The organism is Bartonella sp. MR168JLCBS (assembly GCF_042194175.1).
The window spans coordinates 1-892 of record NZ_JBHIMP010000221.1 but is presented as its reverse complement, the minus strand read 5'-3'; the positions used below and the strand labels follow the sequence as shown (position 1 = coordinate 892).

Sequence of the window (892 nt, the reverse complement as noted above, 5' to 3'; positions counted from 1 at the left end):
GCTTGATACAGTTGCTCAAATTCAAGGGCATCTTGTTGCACACCAATATGAAGGTTTGATTAAAAAGTCAAAACTTCGTGGAGGTAAAAGGAACCGATGAGAGTTGTTTTTTTAGGGCCTCCTGGATCTGGGAAAGGTACACAAGCTAGGATGTTGACTGAGGAATATCGTATCCCTCAGTTATCAACAGGCGATATGTTGCGTGAAGTTATTAGCAGAGAAACGGAAGTTGGCAGAAAAGCTAAAGCTATTATAAATGCAGGTGCTTTGGTCTCTGATAGCATTGTTAATCAAATTGTATCGAATCGGATTAATGAAAGCGATTGCATAAACGGTTTTGTCTTGGATGGGTATCCGCGCACTGTAGGGCAGGCAGAGGTTTTGCAACAGATTTTACAGTCAAAAAATATGCAGCTTGACGCTGTTATTGAGCTGATTGTTGATGAAAATGCGTTGATTGAGCGAATGAAGAAACGTGTTCAGGAAACAATAGCTGTGGGTGGGCGGGTCCGCTCTGATGATAATCATGTTGCTTTTGCAAAACGATTAGTGGAATACCGTGAGAAAACAGCACCTTTATCGAAATTTTATTCAGAGAGGGGATTGTTAAAGGTTGTTGATGGCATGATGGCTGTTACTGAGGTATCACGGGTGATTAGAGGGTTTTTTAAATAAGGATTTTTTTTAGAAATAAATGAAAAGAGTTGACTTTTGCGGTGAAATCTATCAAAAACTCTTTTAATTTATTTCAGTAAAATAATCGGATTCGGAGAATATTTATGCCGGATCAGTTTTTTCTATAAGGTACATCAGGTATTTTATGGTTAATTATCAACATAACCAAGGAGAATAGGCGTGGCTCGTATTGCTGGCGTCAATATCCCGACAAATA

Annotated in this window: 1 protein-coding gene; it reads left to right on the top strand. The window is 38.8% G+C overall.

Annotation, left to right across the window (positions count from 1 at the left end; genetic code table 11):
- Positions 1 to 96: 96 nt before the first annotated feature.
- The gene (locus ACFIK8_RS10470) at positions 97 to 675 is read left to right on the top strand and encodes an adenylate kinase (RefSeq protein ID WP_014924217.1); all 579 of its coding nucleotides are present in this window, start codon (positions 97 to 99) and stop codon (positions 673 to 675) included.
- The last annotated feature ends 217 nt before the right edge of the window (positions 676 to 892 follow it).

Coding starts and splice junctions, on each gene's coding strand:
- ACFIK8_RS10470 (WP_014924217.1), top strand. CDS start 97: ATGAGAGTTGTTTTTTTAGGGCCTCCTGGATCTGGGAAAGGTACACAA.